This is a genomic window from Pseudohaliea sp. (assembly GCF_054552115.1).
This window is the reverse complement of sequence record NZ_JBTOLW010000028.1, coordinates 19,925-45,337: the sequence shown is the minus strand read 5'-3', so window position 1 is coordinate 45,337 and position 25,413 is coordinate 19,925. Positions and strand designations below refer to the sequence as shown.

Annotated in this window: 18 protein-coding genes; 9 read left to right on the top strand and 9 right to left on the bottom strand. The window is 68.7% G+C overall.

Annotated elements, in window-relative coordinates:
* Nucleotides 1–2: 2 nt before the first annotated feature.
* Nucleotides 3–1,838, bottom strand: a complete 1,836-nt coding sequence (gene ggt, locus ACX93N_RS13005) for a gamma-glutamyltransferase (protein WP_459428861.1) — start codon at nt 1,836–1,838, stop codon at nt 3–5.
* A 185-nt stretch (nt 1,839–2,023) separates the two neighbouring features.
* Here ggt and ACX93N_RS13000 point away from each other — a divergent pair, with 185 nt between their 5' ends.
* Complete coding sequence (locus ACX93N_RS13000) at nt 2,024–4,123, top strand: PQQ-dependent dehydrogenase, methanol/ethanol family (protein WP_459428860.1); 2,100 nt, start codon at nt 2,024–2,026, stop codon at nt 4,121–4,123.
* A gap of 3 nt (nt 4,124–4,126) precedes the next feature.
* On the opposite strand, the gene ACX93N_RS12995 is transcribed toward ACX93N_RS13000, so the two are convergent.
* A complete protein-coding gene (locus ACX93N_RS12995; RefSeq protein ID WP_459428859.1) occupies nt 4,127–5,293 on the bottom strand; it encodes a hypothetical protein in 1,167 nt (388 codons plus the stop codon).
* A 98-nt stretch (nt 5,294–5,391) separates the two neighbouring features.
* On the opposite strand from ACX93N_RS12995, the gene ACX93N_RS12990 reads away from it, so the two are divergent.
* Nucleotides 5,392–6,279: a patatin-like phospholipase family protein gene (locus ACX93N_RS12990; RefSeq protein ID WP_459428858.1), complete on the top strand. Its 888-nt coding sequence runs from the start codon at nt 5,392–5,394 to the stop codon at nt 6,277–6,279.
* A 17-nt stretch (nt 6,280–6,296) separates the two neighbouring features.
* On the opposite strand, the gene ACX93N_RS12985 is transcribed toward ACX93N_RS12990, so the two are convergent.
* Nucleotides 6,297–6,731: a PPC domain-containing DNA-binding protein gene (locus ACX93N_RS12985; RefSeq protein WP_459428857.1), complete on the bottom strand. Its 435-nt coding sequence runs from the start codon at nt 6,729–6,731 to the stop codon at nt 6,297–6,299.
* Nucleotides 6,732–6,954: 223 nt separating this feature from the next.
* Here ACX93N_RS12985 and ACX93N_RS12980 point away from each other — a divergent pair, with 223 nt between their 5' ends.
* Nucleotides 6,955–9,204, top strand: coding sequence for a TonB-dependent receptor (locus ACX93N_RS12980; RefSeq protein WP_459428856.1), 2,250 nt, complete (start codon nt 6,955–6,957; stop codon nt 9,202–9,204).
* 15 nt (nt 9,205–9,219) lie between these two features.
* On the opposite strand, the gene ACX93N_RS12975 is transcribed toward ACX93N_RS12980, so the two are convergent.
* From ACX93N_RS12975 to ACX93N_RS12960, 4 genes are all read right to left on the bottom strand, one after another.
* Nucleotides 9,220–11,529 (bottom strand): tetratricopeptide repeat protein, encoded by a 2,310-nt coding sequence (locus ACX93N_RS12975; RefSeq protein ID WP_459428855.1) that lies wholly within the window; start codon nt 11,527–11,529, stop codon nt 9,220–9,222.
* 247 nt (nt 11,530–11,776) lie between these two features.
* Nucleotides 11,777–12,775 carry a hypothetical protein gene (locus tag ACX93N_RS12970; RefSeq protein WP_459428854.1) on the bottom strand — a complete coding sequence of 333 codons (999 nt, stop codon included), beginning with the start codon at nt 12,773–12,775 and terminating at the stop codon, nt 11,777–11,779.
* A 311-nt stretch (nt 12,776–13,086) separates the two neighbouring features.
* Complete coding sequence (gene groL / locus ACX93N_RS12965; protein ID WP_459428853.1) at nt 13,087–14,712, bottom strand: chaperonin GroEL; 1,626 nt, start codon at nt 14,710–14,712, stop codon at nt 13,087–13,089.
* Nucleotides 14,709–15,023: a co-chaperone GroES gene (locus tag ACX93N_RS12960; RefSeq protein WP_459428852.1), complete on the bottom strand. Its 315-nt coding sequence runs from the start codon at nt 15,021–15,023 to the stop codon at nt 14,709–14,711. The genes groL and ACX93N_RS12960 overlap by 4 nt, the downstream gene beginning before the upstream one ends.
* 573 nt (nt 15,024–15,596) lie before the next feature.
* On the opposite strand from ACX93N_RS12960, the gene ACX93N_RS12955 reads away from it, so the two are divergent.
* The gene (locus tag ACX93N_RS12955; protein WP_459428851.1) at nt 15,597–16,199 is read left to right on the top strand and encodes a hypothetical protein; all 603 of its coding nucleotides are present in this window, start codon (nt 15,597–15,599) and stop codon (nt 16,197–16,199) included.
* A gap of 18 nt (nt 16,200–16,217) precedes the next feature.
* Here ACX93N_RS12955 and ACX93N_RS12950 read toward each other — a convergent pair whose 3' ends face one another.
* Entirely contained in the window at nt 16,218–16,985 is a 768-nt protein-coding gene (locus ACX93N_RS12950; RefSeq protein WP_459428850.1) for a class I SAM-dependent methyltransferase, read from the bottom strand.
* A gap of 94 nt (nt 16,986–17,079) precedes the next feature.
* Between ACX93N_RS12950 and ACX93N_RS12945 the strand changes: the two genes are divergently transcribed.
* From ACX93N_RS12945 to ACX93N_RS12930, 4 genes are all read left to right on the top strand, one after another.
* Nucleotides 17,080–19,134 (top strand): molybdopterin-containing oxidoreductase family protein, encoded by a 2,055-nt coding sequence (locus ACX93N_RS12945; RefSeq protein ID WP_459428849.1) that lies wholly within the window; start codon nt 17,080–17,082, stop codon nt 19,132–19,134.
* Between the two features lie 92 nt (nt 19,135–19,226).
* Nucleotides 19,227–20,771 carry a phytoene desaturase family protein gene (locus ACX93N_RS12940; RefSeq protein ID WP_459428848.1) on the top strand — a complete coding sequence of 515 codons (1,545 nt, stop codon included), beginning with the start codon at nt 19,227–19,229 and terminating at the stop codon, nt 20,769–20,771.
* Nucleotides 20,768–22,387 (top strand): phytoene desaturase family protein, encoded by a 1,620-nt coding sequence (locus ACX93N_RS12935; protein ID WP_459428847.1) that lies wholly within the window; start codon nt 20,768–20,770, stop codon nt 22,385–22,387. The genes ACX93N_RS12940 and ACX93N_RS12935 overlap by 4 nt, the downstream gene beginning before the upstream one ends.
* A gap of 3 nt (nt 22,388–22,390) precedes the next feature.
* Nucleotides 22,391–23,587, top strand: coding sequence for an aminomethyltransferase family protein (locus tag ACX93N_RS12930; protein WP_459428846.1), 1,197 nt, complete (start codon nt 22,391–22,393; stop codon nt 23,585–23,587).
* Here the strand turns inward: ACX93N_RS12930 and ACX93N_RS12925 are convergent.
* Nucleotides 23,584–24,441, bottom strand: coding sequence for a hypothetical protein (locus ACX93N_RS12925; RefSeq protein WP_459428845.1), 858 nt, complete (start codon nt 24,439–24,441; stop codon nt 23,584–23,586). The genes ACX93N_RS12930 and ACX93N_RS12925 overlap by 4 nt on opposite strands.
* Nucleotides 24,442–24,577: 136 nt before the next feature.
* Between ACX93N_RS12925 and ACX93N_RS12920 the strand changes: the two genes are divergently transcribed.
* On the top strand, nt 24,578–25,354 hold the full coding sequence (locus ACX93N_RS12920) for a helix-turn-helix domain-containing protein (protein ID WP_459428844.1): 777 nt from the start codon (nt 24,578–24,580) through the stop codon (nt 25,352–25,354).
* The last annotated feature ends 59 nt before the right edge of the window (nt 25,355–25,413 follow it).

The following is a 25,413-nucleotide window of genomic DNA, read 5'->3' as shown; positions in this document are numbered from 1 at the left end:
GGTCAGTACGCGGCGACGGTGCCGTCCTTGCGCTTCTCCGTGGCGCCGGCGTAGGCGCCATTGGGCAGGCGCATGATCGCCTGGTAACCGCCGAAGCGGACGCCGTCCTCGATCACCTCGACGCGGTGGCCCATGGCCTCCAGCCGCTCGATGGTCACCGCCGGCACGCCCGGCTCCACCGCCAGCGTGCCGAGCGGATCGCCGTGCACGCCGGTGGGGTGGCGCCCGCCGTCGTGGTTGAAGCGGGCGGCGTCACCGGCCTCCTGCACGTTCATGCCGTAATCGATCAGATTGACCAGCACCTGCACATGACCCTGGGGCTGCATGGAGCCACCCATGAGGCCGAAGCTCAGCCAGGGCTCGCCGTCCTTCATCACGAAGGCCGGGATGATCGTGTGGAAGGGGCGCTTGCCCGGGGCGTAGGCGTTCGGATGCGCCGGGTCGAGGGAGAAGAGCTCGCCGCGGTCCTGGAACATGAAGCCGAGGCCGTCGGCGACCAACCCCGTGCCCATGCCGCGGTAATTGGACTGGATCATCGAGACCATCATGCCGTCACCGTCGGCGACCGTGAGGTAAGTGGTGTCGCCGTCGCTCTCCAGCCTGGGCTCGCCGGGGCCGAAGGCCGCTGTCGCGCGCGCCGGATCGATAAGCGCGAAGCGTTCGCGGCCGTAGTCTTCCGCGAGCAGCCCGGCCAGGGGCACGTCGGCAACCGCCGGGTCGGCGTAGTAGCGGGCCACGTCCTCGAAGGCAAGGCGCTTGGCCTCGACCAGGTAGTGGAAGACCTCGGCCGAGGCCCGCGGCCACTGCGCGAGATCGACGTTCCTGAGGATGTTCAGCATCTGCAGCGCCGCGAAGCCCTGGCCGTTCGGCGGCAGCTCAAAGACATCGTAACCCCGGTACTCCACGTGGCCCGGTTCCACCCACTCGCCGCGATGGCTGGCGAAGTCTTCGTAGCGCAGATCGCCGCCGATGCGCTTGAAGTAGGCGTCCATAGTGCGCGCAAGCTCCCCCCTGTAGAAGGCGTCCCGCCCTTCGCGGCCGAGGGTCTCGAGCGTGTTCGCAAGGTCCGGGTTGCGGAAGAGTTCCCCGGCCTGCGGCGCGCCGCCGGCGAAGTACGTGGCCCGGGCGTTGTCGAACTCCTCGATCATCGCCGCACGCGACTCGAAGCCGGCCAGGTTGCGCTGGAAGTAATAGGCGATCACCGGCGACACCGGGAAGCCCTCGCGGGCATAGCGCACCGCCGGCGCCAGCACCTCGGCCATGGGCAGGCGGCCGAAGCGGTCGTGGGCGGCAAACCAGCCGTCCACGGTGCCGGGCACGGTCACCGGCAGGGAGCCGTGGGAGGGAATGCCCTCGAGATCTTCCGGTACGGCCCCCGCGGCCTTGAGCCCGGCAATACGCGCCTTGAGCTCATCGAGGCTGCGCCCCCGCGGTGCGCGGCCGGAGCCGTTGTAGCCGTAGAGCTGCTTCGTCTGCGGGTCCCAGATGATGAAAAAGATATCGCCGCCGATACCGTTGCCCGTGGGCTCCATGAGGCCCAGCGCCGCGTTGGCGGCAATCGCCGCGTCGACCGCGCTGCCGCCGGCCTTGAGCACATCGATGGCCACCTGGGAGGCCAGCGGCTGCGCGGTCGCCGCCATGCCGCCGGCGCCGTAGACCGGGCTGCGGCTCCAGGGTTCGCCTACCGGGCGGCCCCCCGCGCCAAGCCCGGCCGCGGCAGCGCGCTCCTCGACCTGTTCCATGGTTCGAACCACCTCCGCGGGCCCCGCGGCACAGGCGGCGAGCCCCAGGGAGAAAGACAGGCAGAGAAACACGGCAAGGACAGGACGGCAAGACATGGCAATTCCCCCGGGACGAAAACTGCCCATTGTAGAAGCGACCCGCCGCCGCGGCCACCCGGGTGCAGGGCCTGCCGGCGCGGGGCTTTCTTTCCCCAGGCTTGCCCCGGGCTTGCCACAGCAGCTGTACCACGCCGGGGAGCCTTCCCTTAGAATGGCGGTGCGAATAACCATAAGGAAGTACCATGCGCTACCGCCTCGCCCTGCCCGCCGTGGGCGTACTCTGCCTACTCGCCGCCTGCAGCCGCGAGCAGCCCCCGGAAGCCCCGGGCCGTGTTACCGCCACAGCCGCACCGGATGTCGAGTGGCGCCAGCACGGCCTCGACAACGCCGAGACCCGGCACAGCCCGCTGGCGCAGATCGACACGGACAACGTCGCGGACCTCGGCCTCGCCTGGTACTTCGACTACCCGACGGCCCGGGGCAAGGAAGCGACGCCGCTGGTCATCGACGGCACGATCTACACCACCGGCTCCTGGAGCCACGTGTTCGCCCACGATGCCCGGACCGGCGAACTGAAGTGGTTCTACGACCCCGAGGTGCCGCGGGACTGGGCCGTGCACCTGTGCTGCGACGTCGTCAACCGGGGAGTTGCCCACAAGGACGGTCTCCTGTTCTTCGGCACCCTGGACGGCCGGCTGATCAGCCTCAATGCCGCCGACGGCAGCGTGCGCTGGGAAGTGCAGACCACGGACCGCAGCAAGCCCTACTCGATCACCGGCGCGCCGCGCATCATCGACGACAAGGTCATCATCGGCAACGGTGGCGCCGAGCTCGGCGTGCGCGGCTACGTGAGCGCCTACGATGTCGACGACGGCAGCCTGCGCTGGCGCTTCTACACGGTCCCCGGCGACCCGGCGGAAGGCTTCGAAAGCCCGGCCCTCGCACGCGCCGCCGAAACCTGGGGCGGCGGCCCCTGGTGGGAGATCGGCGGCGGCGGCACGGTCTGGGATTCCATGGCCTACGACCCGGCGCTCAACCTGCTCTACATCGGCGTCGGCAATGGCGCCCCCTGGAACCGGCAGCTGCGCAGCCCGGACGGCGGCGACAACCTCTACCTGTCCTCCATTGTCGCCCTCAACCCCGATGACGGCAGCTATGTGTGGCACTACCAGACCACCCCCGGTGACAGCTGGGACTACACCGCGACGCAGCACATGATCCTTGCCGACCTGGTGATCGACGGCGAGGAGCGTCCGGTGATCATGCAGGCACCGAAGAACGGTTTCTTCTACGTCCTCGACCGGCGCACCGGTGAGTTCCTCGCCGCCGAACCCTACGCCACGGTCACCTGGGCGTCCCATGTGGACCCGGAGACGGGCCGCCCGGTGGTCGCCGAGGGCGCGCGCTACGAAGACGGCCCCACCGGCCTGCAGCTGCCCGGCCCTATCGGCGGCCATAACTGGCACCCGATGAGCTACCACCCGGAGCACGGCCTCGTTTACATCCCCCGCCAGGACGTGGGCTGGGTCTATGCCGCCGACGAAGCGTTCGAGCACCGGCCCGGCTACTGGAACACCGGCACCGACTCGCGCCCCGCCGCCCTGCCCGACGACCCGGCCACGAAAGAAGCGGTGCTCAAGACCGTACGCGGCACCATCGTCGCCTGGGACCCGGTGGCCATGGCGCCGCGCTGGGAGGTGGAACACGCGGGCCCCTGGAACGGCGGCATGCTCTCGACCGGCGGCAACCTGCTCTTCCAGGGCAATGCCGAAGGCGAACTGGTGGCCTACCGTGCGGATAATGGTGGGGAACTCTGGTCCTTTGATGCGCAGACGGGCATCGTTGCACCACCGGTGACCTACCGCCTCGACGGTGAACAATACGTCGCCGTGGTAGCCGGCTGGGGCGGTTCCCTGCCCCTGGTCGGCGGCGAGGCACTGACCGCGGGCCCGATACCCAACCGCAGCCGGCTCCTCGTGTTCAAGCTGGGTGGTGACGCCGCCCTGCCGCCCGCCGAACGCGGCGAGCTGGTCATCGACCCGCCGCCGCAGACGGTGGACGCGGAAACAGTGGCCGACGGTAAGCAGCTCTACCTCCAGTACTGCGTCTTCTGCCACGGCGACGGCGCCGTGAGCGGCGGCGTGACCCCGGACCTGCGCGCTCTCACGGCGGAGAAGCACGCGCAGTTCCAGGCCATCGTCCGCGGCGGGCTGCACTGGGAAAAGGGTATGGTCGGCTTCAGCGACGAGCTCGGCGAAGCGGACGTGGAGGCGATCCGCGCCTACCTCATCGACCGGGCTCACTACGCCCTGGCCAGCGAGGGCGGCGACGCGGCCGACTAGCGTTCAGTAGTGATAGCGGTAGCGGCGGACCACGTTGCTGGCCGCGACCACTTCGCCGTCGCGCAGCAGCGGGCGGAAACGATAATTCTTGAGTAACTGGTAGAGCGCCGAGCGCGCTCCCGGCGCGTCGTCCGGCTCCAGTTCGAGGAACTCGATGCCGCGCACCTCGCCGAGGCGCGACACCTCGAAGCGCACCAGGGCCCGGGCCGGCTGCTGGTAGGGGTCCGGGGCGCGTCCCGTGGAAAAGGCATCCGCATCCGGCAGCTCCCGCGGGCCGGGGAAGAGCGCCGCCGGGTCCGTCGCAGGGTCGCCGTCGCCCTCATAGAGCACCCAGGCCTCCCGGTAGTTCGCCAGCGCCCGGCCCCGCTTGTGCCACCACAGGTACCAGTCGCCGAGGGCGATCTTTGCCGCGGCGAGGGCCTCGGTATCCTGCTCCCGCTGCGCTTCCAGGACCGCGATGATGCGCTCGAGGATTTGCCGGCCGTTGCGGAAATTGTGCTTCCGCAGGCGCCGGAAGCGGTCGGCATCGAGGTCGGTCGCGCTCTGGTAGTCCGCGAGGCCGACGCCCCCGGAGTGCACGTGCGTGACCGGTGAATTCTCGCCGGCATAGGTTGAGACGAGGTACTCCGCCTCGAGGCGATGGTAGAGATGCGGCACCTCGGCCAGCCCGTCTTCACCCTCGGCACGCAATGCGGCCAGGGCATCCTCGTGAACGTCGATCATGGCCAGCAGGGAGCGGTAACCGGCGGTGCCACCTGCGTCCAGGTAGCGCTCGCGTTTCCAATCGCTGTAGGCCGTGGCCGCGGCAAGACGTTCCGCCGGCCCGGCGGCGTGGTGCAGGCGCAGACGGTAGAGGTTGTCGTGGGTGGCGTCGGCAGCCTGCCGCAGTCCCAGGGCGAGCTGGCTCTCGAGCACCCGCTGCAGGAGACGGACCTGCGCCGGCGTGTCCAGGCCTTCGTTGATGCGCTTGAGGTGAATCGCGCGGCGATAGCCGCGCAGCGCTTCCCGATGCCTGCCCGCCGCCTGCCGGGCCTCGGCCTCTGCCAGCACGGCTTCCACGCGGACCGGGTCGTAGGCGGAGAGCACCCTGTCGGCAGTCGCACACGGCGAGGCCGCGGCCAGCATGGGCAGCAGAAGACAGCCGGGCAGCGCAGTCCGTAAGCGGCGCACGTTCCCTCCTCGCAATCCGCGCCCCGATGATAATCAAAGCCGCTGCGACGACGAAGTGGCTGCGGCCTGTCGGCCAGCTATACTCCGGGTAATGCACCGTGCAAGGAAGCGGGGATGCGAGCAGCGTGACCGAGACGGCGGCTAGCGACAGCGCCATCGTCCCCGTACTGTCGGGGGGCGGCGGACGCCTCAGCGCGCACGTCGGCGTCCTCCGCGCTATTGCCGATGTCGGCATCGGCTACGACACCCTCGTCGGCGTGTCCGGCGGCGGCATCGTCGGCGCCCTGCTTGCCGCCGGGCGTCCCATCGACGAGATTCACGATCTCGCTCGCCAGACGGACTTCAGCCAGTTCGCCACGCAGAACGTGGTCTCCCTGCTGCGCACCGGCGGGCTCTCCAGCGGCGACGCGTTCCAGCGCTGGATGGACCGGGAACTCGGCGGGCGCACCTTCAACGACCTGGAGCGGGATCTCCGCGTGGTAGCGACGGATGTGCGTAGCGGCGGCCCCGTGGTCTTCGACCGCGAGCAGCACGGCGAGATGCCCGTGGCGGAAGCCGTGCGTTACTCCATGTCCGTGCCGATACTGTTCAGCTTCAAGGAGTTTGAGCAGAAGCTGCTGGTGGACGGCAGCATTCTTTCCGAGGATGCCCTCATCCGGGACTGGACCGGCCGTGGCACACCGGTGGTCGTGTTCCGCCTGCGCAGTACCCACACGACCGCGGAACCGGCGCACGCCTTCCCTCCCGCGCGCGCCTACCTCGAGCTGCTCGTGCGCGCCTTCCTGACCACCCTGTCGCGCGAATACGTGAACGACGACTTCTGGCTGTCGACGATCGTGATCGATGCGGGCACGACCTCACCCATGGACCTGTCACTGCCCCCGGAGCGGAAGGAAGAACTCTACCGCGTAGCCTACGAGACGACCCGGGAGATCCTGCCGCGGAAGCTGGCGCAGCGGTTCGGCAAGGCGGGCGCGGCGTCCTGACAACCGGCTTTCGCGGGTCAGTGCGAGTCTCCGGGCCTCATCGTCAGCTCCGGGTGTCCTGTGGCGGGATCCATCCGCCGACCAAGGCGAGTACCGGCCAGCGGCAGCAGCGCGATTTCAGCCGTGGTCGCGACCGTGCAACCGGCACAGACATGGCCACCGCAGACGCCGCCGGCGGCGTCCGCAACCACCGCGTGAAGATGCGCGCCATCCACGGAGACCGTGCCGGCGAGGGAGAGCAGTTCCAGGGGGCCGGCGAGTGGTGACGGCGCCCCTGCCGCGGCAAAACGCAGCATGGCGACGTCGAGGCTGCCGATGCCGCTGATCAGGATCCAGCTCGCGGCTCGACGCAGGCTCTCTGCCTCGAGGGCCAGGCGCAGATCGTCGCCCGGATGCAGGCGCAGGACGAGGGGCTCGACCGGCGAGCCGGTGCTGGAGAGGGAATCGGCCACAGGAACAAGCTAGGCCGGTGACTCACGGCCGTCAACGGCTGTCGTCCGGGCAGCGGGAGGGAAACCCAGGGCGGCGGGCGCCCGCAGCAGCCAGCCACCGAAGAGCATGCCGGTCAGGAGATTCCCGGCTCGCCACGGCGGCGTCATGGCGCGAATGAAAGTGCAAATCACTTCGCCCGATGCATGGAATGCGTATACTCACGGAAAACGCCAGGATTCCCTCATGCCTCACGGTCGTCCCCGTCTTTGCCGGGCCGCTCCCCTTGCGCCCCACGCCGCCCTGCTGCCCCTGCTCGCCGCAACCTCGTCGGCCATTGCCGCCAGCGACGCGACCGCAGGCGCCCGGCTCGAAGAAGTGGTGGTGACGGCCAATCGCCGGGACCAGTCGCTGCAGGACGTCAGCGGCGCCGTCTCGGTGCTCAGCGGGGAGGAACTGGCGCTGCGCGGCTACGACCGTCTCGAGGACTACGTCGACAGCCAGCCCGGTATCACCCTGTTCCAGCCCCTGCAGAACCGGGCGACGATCACCACCCGGGGCATCAACACGGACATCGGCGACACGCAGCTGACCCAGGAGCCCACGGCGCTCTACGTCGATGAGATGCACGTGATGCCCCCCTACGCCGCCCTGGTAATGCCCGACCTGCGCATGTACGACATCGAGCGCGTGGAGGTACTGCGCGGGCCCCAGGGCACGCTCTACGGCTCCGGCTCCCTCGCCGGCGCGGTGCGTGTGATCACACGCAAGCCGGACGCGGGGCGCTTTGCCGCCAGCTTCCGCGCCGACGCGGCGGACGTAGCGCACGCCGGCCTGCGCCAGCGCTACAGCGGCATGGTCAATGTCCCGCTCGTGGACGAGCGCCTGGCTCTGCGCGCCGTGGCCTACCTCCGTGACGAGCCCGGCTGGGTGCGCAACATCGGCACCGGCGCCCGCAACAGCAACGATGACCGGGGCGGGCGCCTCGCCCTGCGTTGGCGCCCGGCGGAGCGCTGGCTGATCGATGCGATGGTGATGCACCAGGACAGCGAGCCGGAGGACGCCGATGCCTGGGACGCGGCCCTGGGCAAATTCATCCGCGACACGGACATCAACGAGGGACGCCAGGCGGAGCTTACCCAGGGTTCGCTGCGCATCGCCTGGGACACAGGCAGCGGGGACCTGGTCTCGGCAACGAACTTCCAGCGCACGAAGACGGGCTGGGTCGTGCAGGGCCCCGACTCCGGCCCCCTCGGCAGCCTGGTCAACCGGTCGACGCCCGCAAGCAGCGACATCCTCAGCCAGGAGCTCCGCCTGGTGGACCGCCGCGGCCGCTGGACCTGGACCGCCGGGGCCTTCGCCCAGACCGTGGACTACGACCTGCTATTCGACCTGGGTTTCACCAACCTCCAGGGGTTCGTGAACGGCATCGTGCCGGGGCTGCTCGACGGCAACAGCCTGCTGCGCGAGGTCTCGAAGACGGAGTCCGATGAGCAGGCGCTGTTCGCGGACGGCACCTACGCGCTCTCCGACAGCTGGTCCCTGACGGCCGGCATCCGCGCCTTCCGGACCGAGTCCAGCTTCCAGGCGGTCGACCGCTTCCTCTTTGACCTCGATACGCTGACACCGCTGGCGCTGCCACCCATCGACAACAGGACCACCGACGACGCCGTGAGCTGGCGCCTGGTCGCCGCCTGGCAACCGGACGAGCGCCGACACCTCTACCTGAACATCGCCCGCGGCTACCGCGTGGGCCAGGTCAACCCCTCTTTCGGGCCCAGCCCCGTGGACCCGGACGACGTGGTCATCCCCACCGGCTACGACCACGACAAGACGATCAACTACGAAGTCGGCTTCCGCACCCGCTGGCTCGACGAGCGCCTGGTGGTGAACGGCGCGCTCTACTACATCGACTGGCGCGACGTGCAGGTGGACGCACTCAGGCCCTCGGACCGGATCAACTTCATCGCCAACGCCGGCGACGCCGTGTCACAGGGCCTGGAGCTCGAACTCGCGCTGGCGGTCACGGCACGGCTGAACGTGAGCGCGAACATCGCCTTCCAGGACGCGGAGATCGAGTCGCAGACAGCGCGGCAGGCCTTCCTGAGCGGCGCCCTGGAGGGCGATACGCTGCCCGGCACCGCCGACGTGCTGGCGGCGGCGGCCCTTGACTACCGGCGTCCGCTCCCCGGCGGCCGCGAACTCAGCGCGCGCCTGGACCTGCGCTACCGCAGCGACAGCCCGAACCGCTTCAGCAACGCGCCCGGCACGGGGCTTGCGAACCCCAGCCTCGCGAAGAATGCCGACTACCTGGCCGTCAACGGCAGCCTGGGGCTTGCCAGCGGCCCCTGGCGGGCGACGCTCTACGTCGAGAACCTCACGGACAATGACGACGTGATCCTAGACACCGGCGCCGTCGCGACGGGCAACGCGCGCAACACGCAGGTGACCCTCACGCCTCGGACCGTCGGCCTGCGGCTGGATTATCGTTTCTAAAACAGGCGCTTACGTCTAGAAGAGGGGTTCCCCGCGCCGGGCCTCGAAGCGGCGCCGCTGTTCGGCCATGCGTATTTCCAGGCTGTCGATGACCGCAGCCAGGCGGGGGCTGTCGTGAAGCGGCGCCAGGCTCGGCGCGATCACGAACCAGCGCCAGGCGAAGGCCCAGCCATCGGCGACCAGCGTTTCAAGGGCGGACAGGGCGCCCGCCCCGTCGCCGCGCAGGGCGAGGACCTCCACCGACTCCATGCCCGTGAAGTAGCCCCCGCCGACCCGGGGCCGGTGCCGGGCGAGCCCCGCCTCGATCCGGTCGAGCAGGTCGCCGCAGAGCGGGCGGCGCTCGAGCCGGCAGGCGGCCGTCGCGCCCATGGTAGCGGCCCATACATTCAGGCTGTCAATCTCTGCATCGGAGAGCAGGCGCGGAAAACCGTCATCGAGCGCCTCGAGCACGCCGTCGTCATCCCCCGCGTAAAGCAGGAAATTGGCAAGCTGCATGACGCGGTAGCGATTGCCGGGATCCTCCGCAACCGACGCGCGGAAAACGGGCACGGCGGCCGCAAGCCCTCCGTCGGCCATGGCCGCATTCCGCCGCGCCGTGATCGATTCCGGGTGAGCGGCGGCGAACGCCGCGTAGCACTGCGCGGTCTCCGGCGCCTGGCCGAGCATCTCGCGGTAGAAACACTCGCCACCGAATTCGCCCCAGTGCGAAGGGCTCGCGGGGTCGAGACGACGCAGGGCCAGGGTCCAGCGCAGGGCCTCGTCGATCCGCCCGGCCTGCATCTCCCAGCGCGCCATGATCTTGTAGTTCGTCGGGTAGCCGGGATCGTCGCGCAGGTAGTCCAGCAGCTGCGCCCGGGCACGTTCCGCCAGCCCCACGGACCAGAGGGCTCTTGCATGCAGGGAGCGCAAGCGGGGAGATAGCGGGTCGAGTGCCAGCCCGTCCTCGACCACGTCCAGGGCACGATCAAACTCGCCGGCACGCAGCACCAGGAAGTTCGCGTACCAGTAATAGCTGTCGGCATGATTCGGCGCGAGGGCCAGCGCCTCGCGGAAGCGCTTGTCGGCCAGGTCCAGCGACGGGGTTGCGTAGGCCAGCAATGCCTTGGCCTCGCCGGAAGCCGGGTCGAGGCGCAGCGCCTCCTTCAGCAGCGGCACGATCGCGTCCCGCGTCCGCAGCGAGGGCAGGCCGGAATAGCTGTCCTGCAGGCCGAGGGCAATCTGATCCTGCAGGATCAGCGTTTCCGCGAGATAGGTACGCACCAGGGGATAGTCGGGCGCGAGATCCATGGCCTCGCCGAAAAGTCGGCCGGCCACTTCCAGGGAGCGCACGGTCTTGCGCTGGAGCTGTTCGCGCCCCCGGACAATGCGTTCGAAGGCCGCCAGCCCGGGCGCCCGGACGGCCGGCAGCGTCACACCGGCATCGCCGGCGGGCATGGAGGCAAGCACCGCGCGGGCCACCGACTCCTGCAGCGCGAACACCTCTTGCGTGCTGCCCCGGAAAGTCTTCGACCAGAGGTGGCTGCCGTTCACACCATCGATGAGCTGGGCAATGATGCGCACATCATCGCCGGCCTGTTGCACGCTGCCCTCGAGCACCAGCGACACATCGAGTGCGCGGGCGATTTCCGGGACCGTGAGTTCCCGCTCGGCGGCAACCGCGGCAGACGTCCGCGCCGCGACCCGGATGCTTCGCACCTGCGCAAGGTGGTGAAGGATGGTGTCGGAGACGCCGACCGCCAGCCAGGGCTTGCCGCCATCCTCGCTGAGGTCGAGAAACGGCAGGACCGCCACGGACGGCCCGGCAGCGGCGCCTGCCGCGGCCGCGGGTGCTTCCCCTCCGCCTTTCAGTGACAACACGGCAGCGAGGGAGAGGACCAGGAGACCCAACGCGGCATAGGCCCAGGGGCGGCGCCGTCCTGCGGCCGGGGGCGAGGTCGGCGGCAAGTCGGCGGCCGGGGGATCATTCGGCGGCGGTTCGGCGGCGGCCGGGTCCAGGGCGGGTCCGGCGTCCGGCGGGGGTGAGGGTGGGAAATGGGTGATATAGCCCTTGCGCAGCACCGTCTCGATGAAGGCGTGGATGTCTCCCGGTGTCAGGGTCTGACGCAGGATGGAAATGGCACGATGGATCGCGTCATCGGACACCACCCGCCCTCCCCAGACGGTCTCGATGAGCCGCTCGCGGGTGATCAGCTCGTTTTGGTGATCAAGGAAGAACACCAGGAGGCGGGCCGTCTGCGGCGGAAGCCGCCGGGCCACCCCCGGACCGCTCAGGTCACCCGTGTCAGCGTCGAAGCGCCAGTCGCCGAAACGGCGGCTGCTCTGCATCCGCATACCCCTGCGAAACACTGCCTCGGGTAATCATACAGCGATGGAGGCAAGGGAGGCAGTGGTAGTGGCAGTGGCAGTGGGAGCTTAAAGAGCCGCCCCGGCGCCGGCCGGCTGTTTCCGCAGCCGGCCGCTCGCCCGCGGGACAAACCGCGGTGCCGTACGCTACAGGGGAAAGCTGGCCAACCCGCGCGGCGCCGTGACGGAAAACGTTCGCCTGCCGCGTAAGCGCGGCAGGCTTCATGGCTCAGGGACAGCCGTTGACGATCAGTACGTCCTCGGCCTCGATTTTGACCGTGTCATCGAAGCTGTAGCCGTAGAGTTCCATGCGCGTATCACCGCAGGTCGCTCCCGTCGCGCGGATATTGACCCGCACCATCAGGTCGCGGATGCCGTCGCCATTAAGGTCCGGACGGAACCACCCTGACGGCACGGCCTCGCCGCGCCCTACGCGCACCGTCCTGGGATCGATGCGGTCCATACCAATGCCGGAATTGCTGGTGACACCCATCCAGAACTCCCTGTCGGCGTTAAGAAAGACCACATTGTCATTGACGCCCGGACGCGCAAAGCCCTCTGCAAAGAACACACGGCGCACGGTGGCCGTGCTATTGCCGAAGTCGACGACCGCCTGGGTGGGATCAAAGGGCTCGAACTGGACAAATTTCTGGAGCATGCCGCAATCGACCGCGTCGAAGCCGGCGAGCTCACACTGGAACCCGTTGACCGTGAGTCCCTTCTGACCGATCGCCACGGAGTTCGGTCGGTCGAAGGGGGTGAGCACGTAGCCTTCGTTCTCGCCATCACCGATCACCGGGCCGCCTTCCAGGTCGTATGAAAAATGCGCAAATACCGTGAAGTAATTATTGAAGGCTGCGTACTCGGTCCGGTCCCAGGTGGCCTCGAAAGCGGGATAGACACTGCTGCCCGAGAACTGGACATCGATCTGCCAGACCTCGTCGGCCGGGCTGAGCGCGCCGCCCGTCGAGGCGATGAAGTCCGGTGTATCAGGCACCGCCGCCAGTACCCCGTCGCCGTTCTCGTCCTCGCCGTAAACCTGGATGCGCACGACAGCGTCTTCCGTGAAACCTTCGTGGATGATTTCGAGCTTGATAGGCTCGGCACCGGCTCCCATACCCACACCGGCGAGGGCGAGGGTGCAAAAACTGTTGCGAAAGGCAGCGCGCTTACGGAAGACACTGGCCGCACCGGCGAGGCTGTTCGAATCGGGTTGGAACTCACTCATGATTAATCCCCTGTTGTGTAGCGAAAGGCGGTGTGCCGCAAGGCACGGGGGAAGCATGGGCAGGCGCACCCGGCAACGCCCGGAGCGGGCGCTGATCTCTGCCTGACTTTTTCCTGACCTTATATTTTTATCTTTAGTTTCAATAACCTGGGATAGAGAGGGGAGGGCAGTTGAAGCCAGCCCGGGAACGGGCCCCTCAGGCCAAAGCTGCCACCGCAGGGGGAAGGCAGCGTCTAGGGGACGGCGGGACCGCCAATCGGCGGCAAAGCGAAAGAAGGCCCGGGCGGCGGGCGCCGCCCGGGGTTGAGCGATCAGAAGTCGTCCATGCCCGGGGACGGCATGGCCGATGCCTTCGGCTCGGGCCGGTCAGCGATCATGACCTCGGTGGTGAGGATCATGCCGGCGATGCTGCCCGCGTTCTGCAGCGCCGAGCGGGTCACCTTGGCCGGGTCGATGATGCCCATCTCGACCATGTCGCCGTAGGCTTCCGTCTGCGCGTTGTAGCCGTAGCTGCCGTCGTGCTCGCGCACCTTGCCGAGCACCACGCTCGGCTCGACGGCCGCGTTGGCCACGATCTGCCGGAAGGGCTCTTCCATGGCGCGCAGCGTCAGCGTGACGCCGATGGCCTGGTCCTGGTTGGCCGTCTCGACCTTGCCCTCGATGGCATCGGCAATGCGCACCAGCGTGACGCCGCCGCCGGGCACGATGCCCTCCTCCACGGCCGCGCGGGTCGCGTGCAGGGCGTCGTCGACCAGGTCCTTCCGCTCTTTCATCTCCACTTCCGTGGCCGCGCCGACCTTGATCACCGCGACGCCGCCGGCGAGCTTGGCAACCCGCTCCTGCAGCTTCTCGCGGTCATAATCGGAGGTCGAGTTCTCGATCTCGGCACGGATCTGGGAAACGCGGGCCTCGATGTCGGCCTTCGCGCCGGCCCCCTCGACCACCGTGGTGTCATCCTTGGTGATGACCACGCGTCCGGCGCTGCCAAGATCCTCGAGGCTCGCACCGTCGAGGGACAGGCCGACCTCCTCGGAGATCACCGTGCCGCCGGTGAGGACCGCGATGTCCTGCAGCATCGCCTTGCGCCGGTCGCCGAAGCCCGGGGCCTTCACGGCCGCGACCTTGAGGATGCCGCGGAGCGTGTTCACCACCAGGGTGGCGAGGGCCTCACCCTCAACGTCCTCGGCGACGATCAGCAGCGGCCGGCCGGCCTTCGAGACTTCCTCGAGGAGCGGGATCAGGTCGCGGATATTGCTGATCTTCTTGTCGAACAGGAGGACGTAGGGGTTGTCGAGCTCCACCTGCATCTTGTCCTTGTTCGTCACGAAGTACGGCGACAGGTAGCCGCGGTCGAACTGCATGCCCTCGACCACGTCCAGCTCGTTCTCGAGGGACTTGCCCTCCTCCACCGTGATCACGCCGTCACGGCCGACCTTCTCCATGGCCTCGGCGAGAATCTCGCCGATATCCGTGTTCCAGTTGGCGGAGACGGTAGCCACCTGGCCGATGGCCTTGTTGTCGTCACAGGGCCTGGCCAGCGTCTTCAGTTCCTCGACGGCGGCCCGGACCGTCGCGTCGATGCCGCGCTTGAGGTCCATGGGGTTGTAGCCGGCGGCGATGGCCTTATGACCCTCGCGCACCAGCGCCTGGGCCAGCACCGTGGCGGTGGTGGTGCCGTCACCGGCCACGTCGGCCGTCTTCGATGCCACTTCCTTGAGCATCTGGGCACCCATGTTCTCGAACTTGTCCTTGAGCTCGATTTCCTTGGCCACGGTGACGCCGTCCTTGGTGACCTTCGGCGCGCCGAAGCTCTTGTCGAGCACCACGTTGCGGCCCTTCGGTCCGAGGGTGGCGCGGACAGCGTTGGCGAGGATATTCACGCCGGAAAGCAGGCGCTCCCGGGCGTCGTGTGCAAACTGCAGTTCCTTGGCGCTCATGCGGCTTTCTCCACAGCTTCTTCCTGTTCGATCACGGCAAGGATGTCCGACTCGCGGACGATGAGCAGTTCCTCGCCATCAATGGTGTGCTCCGTGGACGCGTACTTGCCAAAGAGCACGCGGTCGCCAACGGCGACGGCGACCGGCTGGACGTCGCCATTGTCGAGGGTACGGCCGGGGCCGACGGCAATGACTTCGCCCTGATTGGGCTTTTCCGCAGCGCTGCCCGGCAGGATGATGCCGCCGCTGCTGGTGTTTTCCGCCTCGAGCTGACGCACGACAACCCGATCGGCAAGGGGTCGAATGCTCACAGTGTGTTCCTCCTGAAGTCATCACTACTGCAACCATGGGAAAAGCGGTTGGTGTCCAAAGCGACACCTACCGACGTGGCGATTTGGGCACGGGCGGCAACTTTTCAAGAGTCTCGGGAGAAAAGTTTTCGCACCGCGCCGAGAGGGGGAGGGAGCAGAGCGGGTTACCGCTGGTGCCACTAGCACGGAGGGAGTGCGGGACACTTCTCTCAGTCGCTTCATCCCAATTGCTCCACGCCCGGGCACAACAGCTCAGATCATCCCGGGACGGGTGCTGGAGATACCCCCAGTCGCTCCCCATTTCACGCTTTGTGGGGGCATCTCCAGCACCCGCCCCTACCGCTCCGGCAAAGCGGCGGGCTTGGGGGGTGCGCAGGGCGTGAGGGGTGAGTGCGGGATACTTCTCTCACAAAGCGTGTATCGGGGAGCGACTGAGAGAAGTATCCCGCACTCGCCCCGTACTCACTGGCGACCGAGGTGTTCCGAACCACAGGGACTTTACCAGGGCGGGGCTTTGACGACGGCGCCTCTTTGCCTATATTGCGCTTGGGTGGACGTCATACAGGAGGTGGCATGCACGATCGCGATGCCGGACTTTCCCTTCAGGAACCGTCACTCGCCGCCTACTTCCAGCGGCGCCTCGCGGACTGCGCGAGGGACATCGACCCGCCTCCCCAGGAAGACACCTGCTGGTACTTAAGCCAGCTCCTCGACCGTTTCGGCCGGGCCGACAGCCTCTTCAGCTGGGAGGATGGCAGCTACGACCTGCGCCCCCTGGCGCTGCTGTACGGCGACGCGGTCGAGGCGCCGGACGACCGCCAGCGCTGCCTGCTGCTGCAGCAGCTCGGCGACATGGCGCTCTTCCTCGGCGCCCTGTTCCCGGAGCGCTATGAACGCAAGGGCATCGGCCAGGACTACTTCGTCGGCATGGGCGGCAGCGCCTACGACTACCTGGCGGACAACGCCCGCCGGGGCCGGCACGTGTTCGCCGAGCTCTCGGCGGCCTTCGCCACCATGCTCGACCTCGTCGCCGATGCCTGCTCGAGCGACGCCCCGGCGGACGACGGCGATATCCTCGCCCTCTACCAGCGCTGGCTGGACACCCGCAGCCCGGCGCTGGCGCGGCGGCTGAAGATCCTCGGCATCGAACCGGAACAGCTTGCCCGGCCGCACTGAGCGGCCGCGGCCGGGCGCTCAGCAGCGCGCGGCCGTGTACACCTGGCGCATCTCACCGCTCTCGCAGACCGCGCAGGCGGCCCGCCAGTTGTCGACAAAGTGCGCCGCCTGCTCGTCACCCAGCAGCGCCCTGAGGCGTGGCAGGAGGGGTCCGGCCAGGTCGTCATACTCCCGCCGCACCTCGCGCCGGTACCAGGCGGAGGCATCGCTGACCACCGGGTCGACAAAGCCCGCCGCCCGGAGGAGCGCAGCCTGCTCCTCGGCGGTAACCATCGCGTAGGTCAGGCCCTCGAGCGCCAGCCATTCGCGCATCGCCCCGCTGTATTCCCCCTCCGTCTTCATCCAGTCGTAGGCACGGAGGGCGCCCCCGGGGCGCAGGACCCGCCGGCACTCGCGGAACATGCCGGCCTTGTCCTCGACCTGGGTGAAGGCGCCGGTGCTGAGCACTACGTCGAAGCTGCCGTCGTCGAAGCAGAGTGGCCCGGGCTGCACCTGCAGGAAGCTGACACGGTCGTCGAGGCCCTCGCGCCGGGCGCGCTCCCGGGCGCGCTCGACCAGGTGACCCTCGAGGTCCGTCCCGACTACCCGGGCGCCGTAGCGCGCCGCCAGGTAGCACGCCGGGCGGCCCTGGCCGCAGCCGATGTCGAGCACCCGCAGGCCGGGGAGTGACAGGCCGGCAACCAGCTTGTCCACGTGCCCCTCGCCGCCCGGCGCCATGAAACCCTCGCCCCAGATGAGGTTCATGGCGGCCAGCATGGCGGTATCGTATTCGTCGCTGTGTGCCATGCGGCCAGTATAGCCCCGCTCCCGGCGCCGGCTACCGCTGGCGGGCTCGCGGCAGCCGTGCCATGCTCAAGCCAGCGCGCCCAGGAGGATCGCCATGAGCCGAGACGCCCCGAGGGCGGAAGTCGCGTCCACCTTCCGCGCCGCCGTCTGCCCGCTGGATTGTGCGGACACCTGCAGCCTGTCCGTGGAAACGAACGGCGACCGGGTGCTGCGCGTCCGCGGCAGCCACGGCAACCCCTTCACCCGCGGCAAGATCTGCGCCAAGGTGGCCCAGGGCCTCGCGCCGCAGGTGCACGGCCCCGACCGGCTCACGGCACCGCTGCGCCGCGACGGCCCCCGGGGCGGGGGCGCCTTCCGGCGCGTCAGCTGGGAGGAAGCCCTGGACGCGGTCCACGAGGGCTTCGAGCGGGTACGCTCGCGCTTCGGGGCGGAGGCAATCGCCCCACTCTATTACGGCGGCCCCATGGGGCTCCTCGCCAATGGCTCCATGGACAAGCGCTTCTTCCACCGGCTCGGCGCCAGCCGGGTCGATGCCTCACCGCTCTGCGCCGGCGTGTCGAGCGCGGCCTGGGACAGCGTGTTCGGCGACGTCGGCGGCATTCCCTATACCGAGCTCGGCGACGCCCGGCTCATCGTCGTCTGGGGCAACAACATCACCACCTGCAACCTGCACCTGACGACGCTGATCCGCGAAGCCAGGGACCGCGGCGCCCGCCTCGTGGTCGTCGACCCGAAGCGCATCCGCATCGCCCGGGAGGCCGACCTGCACCTGCCCCTGCTGCCGGGCACGGATGTGGTACTCGCCTACGCGGTCGCCGCGGAGCTCGAGCGCATCGGCGGCCTGGACGAGGCCTTCATCCGCGACCAGGTGCTCGGCGCCGAGGCCTTCCTCGAGGCGGCAAGGGCCTACCCGGTGGAACGGGCCGCCCGGCTCTGCGGCCTGCCCTCCGACGCGATCCGCCGGTTCGCCCGCTGGTGGCGGGACCTCGCGCCCGCCGCCATGAGCATCGGCGTCGCCCCCGAGCGCAACCGCAACGGCGGCGCCGGGCTGCGCGCGGCCTATGCGCTGCCCGCGCTGACCGGGAACTTCGGGCCGCGGGGCGCCGGCATCTGCGATGTCTCGGGCTTTTTCCCGGTCAACGAGGACGCCCTGGCCCGCCCCGACCTTGCCCCCGGCCCCTTGCGTGAACTGAACGTCCTCGACATCCCGCGGCTGGTTCTCGATCCCGGCGGGGAGACACCGCTGCGGGCACTTTTCATCTACAATCACAACCCGGTGGCGGTGCATCCCGAGGCCCGGGCCATGCAGGCCGCCCTCCGGCACCCGGACCTGTTCGTCGTCGGTTCCGACGTGTCCATGACGGACTCCATGGCGCTGGCGGACGTGGTCCTGCCGGCGACGACGCATCTCGAATACGGCGACCTGTACACGGCCTACGGGCATGCCTTCCTGCAGCGCTCGGAACCGCTGTTGCCGCCCGTGGGGGAGGCGCTGCCGAACACCGAGCTGTTCCGCCGGCTGGCGGCCCGCTTCGGCTTCCCGGAGGCCTGCTTCCGGGACAGTGACGAAGCGCTCATGGACCAGGCCATCGACGCCGACCATCCGGCACTCGCCGGCCGCCGGCCCAGCGAGCTGCCGGTAGACGAAGCCCTGGACATGGCCCGGCAGGGCACGGCGGCGGTCGTGCGCGACCTGCCGCCGGCAACGCCGAGCGGACGCATCGAGCTGTACAGCGCGGCCCTGGATGCGGAGTGCGGCGAGGGGCTTCCCCGCTTCCGGCCCCTCTCGTCACCGCGCCGCTTCATCCTCGTGAGCCCGGCCTCGGAGCGGCGTATCAACTCGACCTTCGGGGGCCTGGCGGCCCACCGCGACGACCTCAGCTGCGAGATGCACCCCGCAGATGCCCGGAGCCTCTCGTTGCCGGACGGCTGCCGGGTGGTGCTCTACAACAGCCAGGGCGAAGTCCAGTTGCCCCTGGCAGTGACTGACGCCGTGCGGCCGGGCACGGTTTTCGTCCCCAAGGGCGCGTGGCTCGTCGACAGCCCCACCGGGCAGACGGTCAATGCGCTCATCCCCGGGCACCGCGCCGACCTCGCCGGCGGCGCCTGCTATTACGACTGCACCGTAGACGTGCGCGCCGCGAGCTGAGCGCGGGCAGTCCCGGCGTATAGGCACGGTAGTCGCCTCAGGAGGCCGCGCTTAGGCTGCATCTTCTCTTGAAAGCCGGGACGCGTCATCGCGTGGAGCGCTACGACACCGTCATCATCGGGGCCGGCCACAACGGCCTGACCTGCGCCGCCTACCTGGCGCGAAAGGGGCAGCGGGTACTGGTCCTCGAGGCCGCGGAGCAGGCCGGCGGCCTGGCCGCCAGCCGCGAGTTCCATCCGGGCTTCCACGCCTCCGTCGCGCACAGCGAGTACCAGTTCGCCCCGGCCATTGCCCGGGAGCTAAGCCTCGAGCGCCACGGCTATCGCGGCGACACAGCGGCGCTCGCCACTATCGGTCTTGGCGCTGCGGGCGAACACGTCACCCTTACCCCGGACACGGTCGACGGTGTCAGCGACGCCGATCGTGCCAGCTACCGGCGCTACCGCGATGCGCTGGAGACCTTCAGTAAGGCCCTCGCGCCCTTCTGGCTGCAGGCCATGCCGGCCATCGGCAGCCGCAGGCCCGGCGAACTGATGACCTTCGCCCGGCTCGGGCTGCGCCTGCGCCGCCTCGGCCGGGACGACATGCTCGAGTTCTTCCGCGTGGCCACGCTGCCCATGCGCGACCTCATGGACGAGCACTTCGAGAGCGACCGCCTGAAAGCCGCCCTGGCCTGGGACGGCGTGATCGGCGGGCGCCTCGCGCCGCGCTCACCGAACCAGTCCGTGCTGCAGCTCTTCTACCGCCATGCGGGCGGCCAGGGCGGCGCCCATCGCATCCCCGCCGGCGGCCTCGCCGGCCTCGCCGACGCGCTCGCCGGCGCAGCGCAGGAAGCCGGCGCGACGCTGCGCACGGGCGCGCCCGTCGAGCGCATCCTCATCGAGGGCGACGAGCAGGGGCAGCGCGTCACCGGCGTCGTGTTGACCGGCGGGGAGGAGATCAGCGCGGGCCGGGTTGTCTCCTCCGCCGACCCGCGGCGTACCTTCTTCGACCTCGTCGGCACGCGCCACCTCGACATCGAGTTCACCAACCGCATCCGCCGGCTGCGCTGTGAGGGCTACGTCGCCAAGCTGCACCTGGCGCTGGCGGGGGAACCGGCCTTCACGGGCCTCGACCGCGCCGACGGCCGGCTGCTCATCGCCCCGGACCTCGACGCCATCGAGTTCGCCTTCGACGATGCCAAGTACGGCGAGTGCTCGAAGGACCCGGTCATGGAGGTCGTGCTGCCGAGCCTGCACCAGCCGGGCCTCGCCCCGGACGGGCAGCACGTGCTCTCCGCCCATGTCATGTATGTGCCGGCCACGCTGAAGGGTGGCTGGAACGATGCCGCCCGGGCCGCGCTCATCGAACGCCTGCTGACCACGCTCGAAGGCTACGCACCGGGGCTGCGCGAACAGGTGCTGCACGCCGAGCTGCTGACCCCCGACGATCTCGCCCGCGAGTACCGCGTGACCGGCGGCCACTGGCACCACACGGAGTTCGCCATCGACCAGCTGCTGATGATGCGCCCCACCTACGGCGCGGCGCAGTACGCCACCCCGATTCCCGGCCTCTACCTCTGCGGCGCGGGCAGCCACCCCGGTGGCGGCATCACCGGCGCACCAGGGCACAACGCGGCCAAGGTGATCCTGTCGTGAAGCGCTACGACGCCATCGTCATCGGGGCCGGGCACAACGGCCTGACCAACGCGGCCTACCTCGCCCGCGCCGGCCTCGATGTCCTCGTGGTGGAGAAGAACGACTACATCGGGGGCGCGGCGGTCACCCGGGAGATGCACGAAGGCTGGCACTACTCGAGCTGCTCGTACGTCTGCAGCATGATGCGCCAGGCCATCCACCGGGACCTCGACCTGTCGCGCCACGGCCTGCTCCTCGTGCCCTACCTCGGCACCGTGGCCTTCGGCGACAACGGCGAAACTCTCATCGACTACCCGACCGAGGAAGCCAGCTACCTCGAGCTCAAGCGGCACTCGCCGCATGACGCCGATGCCATGTCGCGCTTCCAGGCTGACCTCGGCCGCTACGCGCAGCTGATCCGCAAGACCCTGCTGCGCACACCGCCGGACCCGGCCTCCTTCAAGCCCCGGGATATCGGCGAGCTGCTCTGGCTGGCACGGGAGTTCTGGAAGCTGGGCGAGAAGGAGCTGTACGAGTACATCCGCTTCTTCACCATGAGCGCCGCGGACTTCCTGGAGGACTACTTCGAGAACGACCTGGTGAAGGCCGCCATGGCCAGCCCGGGCATCATCGGCACGGCCCTCGGGGTCGAGTCCCCGGGCTCCGCCTACATCCTGCTGCACCACGTCATGGGCGACGTCGACGGCAACGTCGGTGCCTGGGGCCTCGCCCGCGGCGGTATGGGGGCCATCTCCCACGCCATCGCCGGCGCCCTGCACGAGGCCGGCGGCGAAATCCGCACCGGGGCCGGCGTCGAACGCATCCTGGTGAAGGACGGCGCAACCGTCGGCGTCGTGCTGCAAAACGGCGACGAGCTCTACGCCGACATCGTCGTCTCCAACCTGGATGCGAAGCGCACCTTCACGCGGCTGCTGGCGCCCCGGGACCTGCCCCCGCGCATCCTCGAGCGGGCGCGCAATTTCAAGATCCGGGGCTCCTCGGGCAAGGTCAATATCGCCCTGTCGGGCATGCCGCGCTTCACCGGCCTGCCCGACAACCCCTACATCAATCGCGGCGGCCAGGGTTTTGTCGGCTCCCTCGAGACCATGGAGCGGGCCTACGACGCCTGGAAGCGCGGCACCTGGTCCGAGGACCCGTTCATCGAATCGGTGATCCCGAGCGCCTGGGACCCGACCGTAGCCCCGGCCGGCAAGCACTGGATGTCGAACTTCATCCAGTACTGCCCGCCGGAGCTCGCCGACGGCCCCTGGACGCCGGAGAAGCGCGATGCCTTCGGCCAGACCGTGGTGAACAAGATCGAGCGCTACGCACCGGGCTTCAAGGACCTCATCGTGCACATGGAAGTGCGTACGCCGCACGAGATCGAGAACGAGATCGGCCTCACCCAGGGCAACATCTTCCAGGGCGAGCTGACCATCGACCAGCTGCTCTTCAACCGCCCGTTCCCGGGCTACGGCCAGTACCGCATGCCGCTGAAGAACTTCTGGATGTGCGGGTCCTCGACGCACCCGGGCGGCGGCGTCTCCTCGGCCTGCGGGGCAAACGCTGCGCGGGAGATCCTGCGGGACCTGAAGAAACCGGATATCGTTCCCGACGACGACTGCTACGACGAGTAGGCTATGGCGAACCCAGACCCCTTTGCCGGCGAGCGACTCAAGGAATCGCCCTTTCACCCGCGGCAGGCACCCCTGAACCTGCGCGACGCCTGGTCGTCCTGGAACGGCTTCAAGTTCGCGGATTACTACTACGACACCGTCTACGAATACTTCTGCATCCGCAACTTCTGCGCCACCTACGACATCTGCCCCATGCAGAAGTACCTCGTCAGCGGCGCCGACGCCCTCGCCATGCTCAACCGCATGGTCACCCGGGACCTCGAGAAGCTGAAGGTGGACCGGGTCACCTACTGCTGCTGGTGCACCGACGAGGGGCGCATGATCGACGACGGCACGATCTTCCGCCTTGCCCAGGACCGCTTCATGCTGACCTGCGGCAGCCCCTGCCTGGCCTGGCTGCGCAAGAGCGTGATCGGCTTCGACGACGTGGCCGTGCGCGACGTCACCGAGGAGACCGCCGGCCTCTCGCTGCAGGGGCCGACCGCCTGCACGGTACTGAAAGCGCTCGGGCTGGACGGCATCGAGGCGCTGAAACCCTTCGGTATCCGGTGCTACCCTTTCCACGGCGACACACTCATGGTCTCGCGCACGGGCTTTACCGGCGGCCTGGGCTATGAGCTGTGGCTGCCGGAAGCGCTGGCGCTGACCCTCTGGGATGCGCTCTACGCCGCCGGCGGGGACTACGGCATTCATCCCTATGGCGAAGCGGCGACCAACATGGCGCGCCTCGAGGCGGGCTTCATCATGCCGGACATGGAGTTCAGCGAAGCGCTGAAGACGGTCAACTTCCAGCATGACCAGTCGCCCTTCGAGCTCGGCCTCGACTGGCTGGTGGACTTCCGCAAGCCGCACTTCAACGGGCGCGCCGCCCTCCTAAAGGAGCGGGAGCGGGGGCCGCGCTACCGGCTGACCAAGCTGGATATCGAGGGCAACAAGGTGGCCGAGGACGCGATCCTCTACAACAACAAGCGCTGCAGCAAGCCGGTGGGCTACGTCACCTCCGCCATGTGGTCGCCGGCCGCCAAGGCCAACATCGCCCTCGCCATGATCGAGAGCCGCCACCTCGAGGGCGAGATCTGGGCGGAAATCTACTACCCGAAGGAGTTGCGCCCGATCCGCAAGATGGCCCGCTGCGCGGTGCGTGAGAAACCCTTCTGGAGCGGGCCGGGGGCGCGGCAGACACCACCACCCCGATACTAGGCGCCCGCCGGCGTCTCCTCGATCTCCTCGCGCCACTCCTCGAGATTCCCGTCGATGGCGATGAAGCCAAGAATCCACAGGGCCTCGTCCCAGGCGAAGACCCAGTGTCCCCGGTAGAGCCAGTAGGCGGCACAGAGCCAGAGCACCGTGTAGAGCCCCGCCTTGCCGATACGCGCCGCGCGAAACAGCGTGCCCTGCGTGATGCCGCGGTCCTGCAGGCGCACCGCCAGCTCGATGAAGAACAGGATCAGCAGCCAGGCCACGACCTCGATCACGTCGATCACGGCGAGCTGACGCTCGATGGCAAGGCCGGCGGCGTCGGTCACCAGGGTGTCCTGCTCGATGAGGAAAAAGGCGGAGGCATCGGACAGGTTACGGCAGTTCGCGGCATCGAGCGGCGTATAGGCGAGGTTGAAGGCCCAGGCGACCTCCCGCTCCGCGAAGGCGCAGAGTTCCGTGCCCGCCACGGGAACCTCGGCCAGCGCCAGCGCGTAATCCGCAAAGGCGTAGACCGTGTGCGCGATGAACAGGTAGCAGACCAGGCGCAGCCCGTGGAGGAGCAGCACCCGTGCCCGGGTGAAAGCCTCGTCCGACAACAGGTAGGTTTCCAGTTCGAACAGGAAGAGCAGCACGAACCAGGCGGCCTCGTCGAGGGTAGTGGCGAAAGCGCGGGCCCAGTCGAGGAACGTCCAGTCCGGGCGCGCGGTGTGCCTGGCGACGGTCCAGTCATTGCCCAGGTAGACGGTGAAGTTCACCAGCAGCAGACCGTAGATCACGACCTTCAGGAGCTGCCGGGGCGGCAGTCGCAGATAGGAGGTTAGCCCCCCGCGCTTGTCCACCGCTTCCCTGGCCACCCTGGTCACCGCTTGCGACGTTCTACTGCCCCTTCTACGACGCGACGCCAGCACGCGCTTCCGGGCCTACACGCTGGCAGGCGCTTGGTGTAGTCTCGGCCTGAGACCCAGCGGCCCGCGCCGGAGGGCACAGTGCATGCTGTCAGCAGATTTCGTCCGCAGCTACATCGACGCCTGGAACCAGCGCAGCCCCCGGCGCGTTGCGGCACACCTCGCGCGGGATGGCACCTACCACGACATGGGCGAGCTCAAGCAGGTCACCCGCAAGGACTTCATCGCCCACCTGGAGGATTATTTCAGCCGCGACAGCAATCGCTACGTGCTCGTCGGGGAGGTGCTCGAGGGGGAGAACAGCATCGCCTTCCAGTACCTCGCCTGCCCCACCGGTGACAGTGCCGACGACGGCGGCTGGATGGGCGCGGAGTTCATCACCCTGGATGGTGACGCGGCGACGCGTATCGAGGACTACTACCGCGACCCGGCCCTGGCCAGCCGCGAGCGCGGCGGCGACAGCGCAGCCCGCTATGCCAAGTCCGGGCTCAGCCCGGCCGCCATGGAGGCCGTGCTCTGCCGACTGACGGAAGCCATGCAGGACGACCGGGCCTACCTCAATTCGCACCTCTCGCTGCCGGAGCTCGCGGCCAGCCTGGGCTGCTCGGTGAATCACCTGTCCCAGGCGATCAACGAGGGCCATGGCGTCGGCTTCTTCGATTACGTGAACGGCTTCCGCGTGCGGGATGCCACGGCGCTCTTGACCGAGGCGGGCCCCCGGGCCCCCTCCATTCTCGACGTCGCCCTGTCCGTGGGGTTCAACTCAACCTCGACGTTTTACGCCGCTTTCAAGCGGATCACGGGCAAGACCCCGGCGCAGTTCCGCCGCGAGGCCCTCGCCGCCGTCCCGGGGCCGGATTGACACGCAGGAACCGCTTCGGCTGAATGTAGGGGCGTCCGAAGCGACCGGAACAACGTAAG

Bases quoted from the DNA above. Each gene is read 5' to 3' on its own strand.
- ggt (WP_459428861.1), bottom strand. From the start codon at position 1,838: ATGTCTTGCCGTCCTGTCCTTGCCGTGTTTCTCTGCCTGTCTTTCTCC.
- ACX93N_RS13000 (WP_459428860.1), top strand. From the start codon at position 2,024: ATGCGCTACCGCCTCGCCCTGCCCGCCGTGGGCGTACTCTGCCTACTC.
- ACX93N_RS12980 (WP_459428856.1), top strand. From the start codon at position 6,955: ATGCCTCACGGTCGTCCCCGTCTTTGCCGGGCCGCTCCCCTTGCGCCC.
- ACX93N_RS12975 (WP_459428855.1), bottom strand. From the start codon at position 11,529: ATGCAGAGCAGCCGCCGTTTCGGCGACTGGCGCTTCGACGCTGACACG.
- ACX93N_RS12970 (WP_459428854.1), bottom strand. From the start codon at position 12,775: ATGAGTGAGTTCCAACCCGATTCGAACAGCCTCGCCGGTGCGGCCAGT.
- groL (WP_459428853.1), bottom strand. From the start codon at position 14,712: ATGAGCGCCAAGGAACTGCAGTTTGCACACGACGCCCGGGAGCGCCTG.
- ACX93N_RS12955 (WP_459428851.1), top strand. From the start codon at position 15,597: ATGCACGATCGCGATGCCGGACTTTCCCTTCAGGAACCGTCACTCGCC.
- ACX93N_RS12950 (WP_459428850.1), bottom strand. From the start codon at position 16,985: ATGGCACACAGCGACGAATACGATACCGCCATGCTGGCCGCCATGAAC.
- ACX93N_RS12945 (WP_459428849.1), top strand. From the start codon at position 17,080: ATGAGCCGAGACGCCCCGAGGGCGGAAGTCGCGTCCACCTTCCGCGCC.
- ACX93N_RS12930 (WP_459428846.1), top strand. From the start codon at position 22,391: ATGGCGAACCCAGACCCCTTTGCCGGCGAGCGACTCAAGGAATCGCCC.
- ACX93N_RS12920 (WP_459428844.1), top strand. From the start codon at position 24,578: ATGCTGTCAGCAGATTTCGTCCGCAGCTACATCGACGCCTGGAACCAG.